This is a genomic window from Pseudomonas sp. NDM, assembly GCF_003105095.1.
In the GTDB taxonomy this organism is placed as follows: domain Bacteria; phylum Pseudomonadota; class Gammaproteobacteria; order Pseudomonadales; family Pseudomonadaceae; genus Aquipseudomonas; species Aquipseudomonas moraviensis_A.
Genome location: NZ_QETJ01000217.1, coordinates 1 through 6,782, shown reverse-complemented (window position 1 = coordinate 6,782; position 6,782 = coordinate 1). Strand labels below are relative to the sequence as shown.

At 60.0% G+C, this 6,782-nt stretch carries 7 protein-coding genes; 5 read left to right on the top strand and 2 right to left on the bottom strand.

Annotated features, from left to right (window positions below; all coding sequences use genetic code 11):
• Positions 1 to 86: 86 nt before the first annotated feature.
• Positions 87 to 1,118: a LacI family DNA-binding transcriptional regulator gene (locus tag DCO47_RS24860; protein WP_042607241.1), complete on the bottom strand. Its 1,032-nt coding sequence runs from the start codon at positions 1,116 to 1,118 to the stop codon at positions 87 to 89.
• 216 nt (positions 1,119 to 1,334) lie between these two features.
• Between DCO47_RS24860 and DCO47_RS24855 the strand changes: the two genes are divergently transcribed.
• Entirely contained in the window at positions 1,335 to 1,868 is a 534-nt protein-coding gene (locus DCO47_RS24855) for a gluconokinase (protein WP_065616749.1), read from the top strand.
• Between the two features lie 82 nt (positions 1,869 to 1,950).
• The gene (locus tag DCO47_RS24850; protein WP_064364939.1) at positions 1,951 to 3,303 is read left to right on the top strand and encodes a GntP family permease; all 1,353 of its coding nucleotides are present in this window, start codon (positions 1,951 to 1,953) and stop codon (positions 3,301 to 3,303) included.
• 248 nt (positions 3,304 to 3,551) lie between these two features.
• Here the strand turns inward: DCO47_RS24850 and alaC are convergent, their stop codons facing one another.
• On the bottom strand, positions 3,552 to 4,769 hold the full coding sequence (alaC, locus tag DCO47_RS24840) for an alanine transaminase (protein WP_065616751.1): 1,218 nt from the start codon (positions 4,767 to 4,769) through the stop codon (positions 3,552 to 3,554).
• Between the two features lie 138 nt (positions 4,770 to 4,907).
• Here alaC and DCO47_RS24835 point away from each other — a divergent pair, with 138 nt between their 5' ends.
• The 3 genes from DCO47_RS24835 to DCO47_RS24825 all read left to right on the top strand — a co-directional run bounded on the left by DCO47_RS24835 (position 4,908) and on the right by DCO47_RS24825 (position 6,702).
• Positions 4,908 to 5,570, top strand: coding sequence for a LysE family translocator (locus DCO47_RS24835; RefSeq protein WP_042607237.1), 663 nt, complete (start codon positions 4,908 to 4,910; stop codon positions 5,568 to 5,570).
• 69 nt (positions 5,571 to 5,639) lie between these two features.
• Positions 5,640 to 6,125: a GyrI-like domain-containing protein gene (locus DCO47_RS24830; protein WP_083353417.1), complete on the top strand. Its 486-nt coding sequence runs from the start codon at positions 5,640 to 5,642 to the stop codon at positions 6,123 to 6,125.
• An 88-nt stretch (positions 6,126 to 6,213) separates the two neighbouring features.
• Positions 6,214 to 6,702: a GNAT family N-acetyltransferase gene (locus DCO47_RS24825; RefSeq protein ID WP_116659135.1), complete on the top strand. Its 489-nt coding sequence runs from the start codon at positions 6,214 to 6,216 to the stop codon at positions 6,700 to 6,702.
• Positions 6,703 to 6,782 lie beyond the last annotated feature (80 nt).

The following is a 6,782-nucleotide window of genomic DNA, read 5'->3' as shown; positions in this document are numbered from 1 at the left end:
AAGGCTGCGATCTTTTGATCTTGTTCTTGAAAGCAAAATCAAAAGATCGCAGCCTTCGGCAGCTCCTATGGGGGATCGCGTGAGTTTCAGGTACTCTCGCGCACCTTCAGCTCAAACCCCATATCCTCCACCGGCCGCGCTACTTTGTTGCCCGCCATCAACGTCAGCATTTGCTCCGCCGCGCGCCGGCCGATGGCTTCACGCGGGGTGTTGATGCTGCTCAGGCGCGGGACCATGTGCTCGGACATTGGCAGGTCGTTGAAGCCCAGAATCGCCACCTGCTCGGGAATTTTGATGCCATTGCGCAAGGCTTCCAGCAGCGCACCCTGGGCCAGGTCATCGTTGCCAAAGAAAATCGCATCGACATCCGGATGCGCCGCCAGCAGTTGCAGGAACAACTCACCACCCAAGCCCACCGACGAAGCGCGCGGCGTCAGCACTTCCAGATCCGGGTCGTAGCGGCCAGCCTTCTGCAGTGCCTTGCGGAAACCCTCGCCACGCAACAACGTGCGCTGATCCAGCTGCGCGCCAATGTAGGCCAAGCGTTTGCGCCCGCGAGACAGCAAATGCTCCGCGGCCGTTTCACCGGCGCTCAACTGCGAAAAACCCACGCAATTGACCCCGGCGGCGCTGTCCAGCTCCATCATGTACACGCAGGGAATATTGCTGAGCTCGATCATCCGCCGCGAACTCTCGGTGCGATCGAAACCGGTCAGCAGAAACCCGCGCGGCTGGTAGGCCATGTAATTGCGCAGCAGGTTTTCTTCTTCATCGCGCGAGTAGTGGAAGTTGCCAATCAGCACTTCGAAGCCCTTGGGCGTCAGCACTCGATGAATGGCTTCCAGTGTGTCGATGAACAGCAGGTTGGACAGCGACGGCACCAGCACCACCACCGAATGGCTCTGCGCCGAGGCCAGCGCGCGGGCGGCGGGGTTGACTACATAGTTGAGTTCGAGCGCGGCTTTCTGCACTTTTTCCACCAGTTCGGTGGCCACCGTGCTGACCCCGCGCAGAGCGCGCGAGGCGGTAATCGGGCTGACGCCGGCCAGGCGGGCTACTTCGTTAAGGGTCGGACGGCCGGTGGTGCGGGTATTTTTATCGTTCTTGGGGGAGGTCATCGGGCGGCTTGCCAAACAAAAATCAAGGCACTAAGGTAGCGCTGTCCTGATGCAGCTGCAAATGCGTGAGCGCGGTCCTGCCTGATCTGCGCGCTTTGGTATCGGGAACAAACCTGCTGCAACCCAAAAAAACGACAAGAAGGCGTCGGCAACTTCTGCCTGTGCACTAGAGTCATAGCTAGCAAAGGTAGCGCTGTCTGCGCGCTGAGGTGTTATATGAGTCATCCCATCACCGCCCTGGTCATCATGGGCGTTGCCGGTTGCGGCAAGACGTGCGTCAGCCAGGCCCTGTGCCATTTGAGCGGCGCCACTGCCATTGAAGGCGATACTTTCCATCCGGCCGCGAACATCGAAAAGATGAGCGCGGGGATCCCCCTGAACGACGAAGACCGTGCCGGCTGGCTCGACAGCCTGTGCGATGAACTGCGTCGCGTCGATGCCGAAGGCCAGCGCCCGGTGTTGACCTGCTCGGCCCTTAAACACAGTTATCGCGAACGTCTGCGCAGCGCCTTGCCGGGCCTGGGCTTCGTGTTTCTTGAATTGACCCCGGAAGTCGCCGCCGAGCGTGTATCGCACCGCCCGGGCCACTTCATGCCGGCGACGTTGATCGAAAGCCAGTTCGCCACCCTCGAATCGCCAGTAGGCGAGCCGCTGACCCTGGCCCTGAATGCTTCGGTCCACAGCGTTGAACAACTGGCGTCCCAGGCTCACGTCTGGTGGCAGGCCAACGGCCTGAAACAGGCGGTATGAGTATGTTGAAAAAGACAGCGCTGTCCTCCCGACTTCTGTTCAACCCGCTTTAATAACAACAACAATCCAGGAGACCCCCCCCATGTTTGGCATGTCCCACGAGACGTTCCTGCTGCTCGATGCGGTGGTCACGGTAATCGGCCTGATTATCCTGATCACCAAATTCAAGATTCACCCCTTTATCGCCCTGACCATCGCCGCCGCGTTCCTCGGCCTGACTTCCGGCATGCCGATCAACACCATCATCAAGGCGTTCCAGGACGGCTTTGGTGGCGTGCTCGGTTTCGTCGGCATCATCCTCGCCCTGGGCACCATGCTCGGCAAGATGATGGCCGAATCCGGCGGCGCCGATCAGATCGCCCAGACCCTGATCCGCGCCTTCGGCAAGGACAAGGTGCAGTGGGCAATGATGTTCGCCGCGTTCCTGGTAGGCATTCCGCTGTTCTTCGAAATCGGCTTCGTGCTGCTGATACCGCTGGTGTTCATCGTTGCCCGCCGCACTGGCGTATCAATCATCAAGATCGGTATCCCGCTGCTCGCCGGCCTGTCCGCTGTGCACGGTCTGGTGCCACCGCACCCGGGTCCGCTGCTGGCCATCGGCGTGTTCGGCGCTGACATCGGCAAGACCATTCTCTATGGCCTGATCGTCGCGCTGCCGACCGCCATCATTGCCGGTCCGATCTTCGGTACGTTCATCGCCAAGCACATTCCCGGTCACCCGAATCAGGAACTGGTCGATCAACTGGCCCGCGAAAACGATTCGGCCAACCTGCCGAGCTTCAGCATTACCCTGGTCACCGTGCTGCTTCCGGTGTTCCTGATGCTGCTGAAAACCTTCGCTGACGTGGCGCTGCCGGACGGCAATTTCTTCCGCATCTGGATGGACATGATCGGTCACCCGATCTCCGCATTGCTGCTGGCGCTGCTGCTGTCGCTGTACACCTTCGGCTACAAGCAGGGCATCGGTTCCAACCAGATGCTCAAATGGCTCGACGCAAGCCTGGCGCCAACCGCCGCGATCATTCTGATCATCGGTGCCGGCGGTGGCTTCAAGCAGATGCTGGTGACCAGCGGCGTGGGTGATGTGATCGGCCACATGGCGGTCAGCGCACAGATCTCGCCGATCCTGCTGGCGTGGCTGGTGGCGGCGGTGATTCGTATCGCCACCGGTTCCGCGACGGTGGCGACCATCACCGGCGCCGGTATCGTTGTGCCGGTCGTCGGCATGATTCCGGGCGTCAACCGTGAGCTGCTGGTGCTGGCCACCGGTGCCGGTTCGCTGATCCTGTCCCACGTCAACGATGCCGGTTTCTGGCTGGTCAAGCAGTACTTCAACATGACCGTGGCCGAAACCTTCAAGACCTGGACCGCGATGGAAACCATTCTGTCGGTGGTGGCCCTGGGCTTTATCCTGCTGTTGTCGCTGTTCGTTTAAGCTGTTCTTTGTTTAAAGAAAGCGCAGGCACAAAAAACCGCAGCGATGCGGTTTTTTTGCGGGTAAAAAATCTGTGGTAACACGGATGTTGTGGCGAGGGAGCTTGCTCCCGCTCGGCTGCGCAGCAGTCGTAAAAACCTCTGCACCCAGTGAATCAGACAGACCGCGATTGCAGGATTTGGGCCTGCTGCGCAGTCCAGCGGGAGCAAGCTCCCTCGCCACATAAGGGTTCTTCTGCAGGTACTGTGTTAGCCGCCAGTTTTTGCGACTAAGCCATCCGCGCGAAACATCCCGCGGATCCCGCGCACGGCCTGACGAATGCGGTCCTGGTTTTCGATCAGGGCGAAGCGTACGTGGTCGTCACCGTACTCGCCGAAACCCACCCCCGGCGACACGCAGACCTTGGCCTCGGCCAGCAGTTTTTTGGCAAATTCCAGCGAGCCCAGATGTGCATACGCGTCGGGAATCTTCGCCCACACATACATGGAAGCCTTTGGATTCTCGACCATCCAGCCCAATTCATGCAGGCCCTTGACCAGCACGTTACGCCGCTGGCGATACTGCTCGGCGATGTCGCGCACGCATTGCTGATCGCCTTCGAGCGCAGCAATCGCCGCCACTTGCAGCGGAGTAAAGGTGCCGTAGTCGTGGTAGCTCTTGATCCGCGCCAGAGCGTTGACCAGTTCCGGGTTACCGACCATGAACCCGATGCGCCAGCCGGCCATGTTGTAGCTCTTGGACAGGGTGAAAAATTCCACCGCGATGTCCTTGGCGCCCGGCACTTGCATGATCGACGGCGCTTTCCAGCCGTCGTAGACGATGTCGGCGTAAGCCAGATCGTGAATCACCAGCACGTCGTACTGCTTGGCGAGGGCGATCACCCGTTCGAAGAAATCCAGCTCCACGCACTGCGCGGTCGGGTTCGACGGGAAGCCAAGGATCATCATTTTCGGCTTGGGGATCGAGCCGCGAATCGCCCGCTCCAGCTCATCGAAGAAATCCACCCCCGGCACCAGCGGCACCGACCGCACCTGAGCGCCGGCAATCACCGCGCCGTAAATGTGAATCGGGTAGCTCGGGTTCGGCACCAGTACGGTGTCGCCCTGATCCAGAGTCGCCAGCATCAAGTGCGCCAGGCCTTCCTTGGAACCGATGGTGACGATGGCTTCGCTTTCCGGGTCGATATCGACTTCGTAGCGCTGCTTGTACCAGTTGGAAATCGCCCGGCGCAGGCGCGGAATGCCCTTGGACGTCGAGTAGCCGTGGGTGTCTTCACGTTGGGCGACCTGCACGAGTTTTTCGACAATGTGCGGCGGCGTGGCGCCGTCGGGATTGCCCATGCTCAGGTCGATGATGTCTTCACCACGGCGGCGAGCGGCCATCTTCAGCTCGGCGGTGATGTTGAAAACGTAAGGGGGGAGTCGATCTATGCGCGCAAAGCGGCGCGGCGAACCTTGTTCGGCCATTGTTGCCTCGGATAACGTAAGCGCCCGGAACCGTCCGAGCGACGCTGGTCACTGCGGTGACCTGTGGCGGAAGATAAGGGCAGTGATGGCATACTGTCCAGCGCGGTTGTAAACATTTTTTTCAAGGAAAATCGGTCAATGGAATTCACCAGCGGCTTCCTGCTGAGCCTTTCGCTGTGCCTGGATATCGGCGTGGCCAACATCGCGATGATCACCCTGGCCATGCAGCGCGGCTACTTTCAGGGCTTCGCCCTCGGCCTGGGCACCTGCGTCGGCGACTTGATTTATGCGGTGCTGGCACTGGCCGGCATGACCGTTTTGCTGCAATACGAAACCGTACGCTGGGTGCTGTGGATCGGCGGTTCGGCGCTGCTGATCTATTTCGCGGCGAAGATGATTTATTCGGCGATCCACCACGAAGCGCTGCTGGCGGATACGGCCGAGGTGGGGCAGAACTCCCATCGCAAGGAGTTCTTTCGCGGCATCTTTCTCGCCATGTCGTCGCCAAGCGCGATTCTCTGGTTCGCTGCCGTTGGCGGCACCTTGATCGCCCGCTCGGGTGGCGGCGGGCCTTTGAGCTCGGCGTTGTTCCTCGGTGGTTTTCTCTGCGCCGGGCTGCTGTGGTCGGCCGGTTTGTGCTTCGCCGCCAGCCACGGCGGCAAGTTGCTGGGCGACAAGCTTTTGCGCTACTCCTATCTGGCATCCGCGGCGATCTTCTGCTATTTCGCGGTGTACGTGATCGTTTCCGGCTACAACGAGTTTGTCGGATCGGGCGCCGTCGAGCAGTTGCATGCGCTGTAAACGTGCGAAACGGGTCGGCCTTTCTATACTCCCAGCCGAACCCACTTTTCCGTTCTGAGGAGCCGCGTCATGGATGAACACACACGCGTCGAAATAGCCGAACCTCGCTTCGAGCACGGGCAATTTCTGCTGATCGCCGGTTTCGGCGGGCGATTCACTCAGGAAACCACTGGAGACATTCCAAGGCTGTGGGAAAAGCTTATCCCGCACCTGGGAAAAATCCCTGCGCAGGTCAACGAAGTGACCTACGGCGTTTGCTGCAACGCGGACGGCGAGGGAGGTTTCGAGTACATCGCCGGCGTGCAGATCGACAAGCTCGATGACCTGCCGGAGCAGTACCGCTGGGTTGAAATCCAGCCGCAGGAATATGCGGTGTTCGAGCACAAAGGACCCCTGACGCAACTCCCCGACACCTTCCAGCACATCTGGAAAACCTGGCTGCCGCAGTCCGGTTACGAAGCGGCGGATGCGCCGGAATTCGAGCGCTACAGCGACGATTACAACCCGAAGCTCAACACCGGCACCCTGGAAATCTGGCTGCCGATCAAGGCCTGACCGGCGTTCGAATCGAGGCGGAGCATGTCCGCCCCGGTGGTTGTGCTTTATGCTGGCGGGCCTTGTGTCCACAGATTTTCGAGTTGCCATGAACACCGTGATCCGCAACGTCAGCGCCGCCGACCTCGAGCGCTGCTACGCCATCGAAACCGTTGCCTATGAAGGCGATGAAGCCGCCACCCGCGAGAAGATCGCCACGCGCATTGCCACTTGGCCGGACGGCTTCATCGTCGCCGAAGTAGACGGCGTGGTTACCGGTTTCATCAATTCCGGCGCGGCGTTCGACGTGCAGATGTCCGACGAGGCCTTCAAGGAACTGATCGGGCACGACCCGAAAGGCCCGAACGTGGTGATCATGTCGGTGGTAGTGCACCCGGATTACCAGGGGCAGGGCCTGGCCAAGCGCCTGCTGGCAGAGTTCATCGAGCGCATGCGCGCGATGGACAAAGCGACGATTCATCTGATGTGCAAAGAGCAGCACATTGCACTGTATGCCGGGTTTGGTTTTGCCTACATCAAACCGTCCGAGTCTGACCATGGCGGCATGGCGTGGCACGAGATGATCCTGACCCTCTAAACCAACATCGATCGCAACTGTAGAAGCTGCCGAAGGCTGCGATCTTTTGATCTTGATCTTCAAAAGCCAGATCAAAAGAT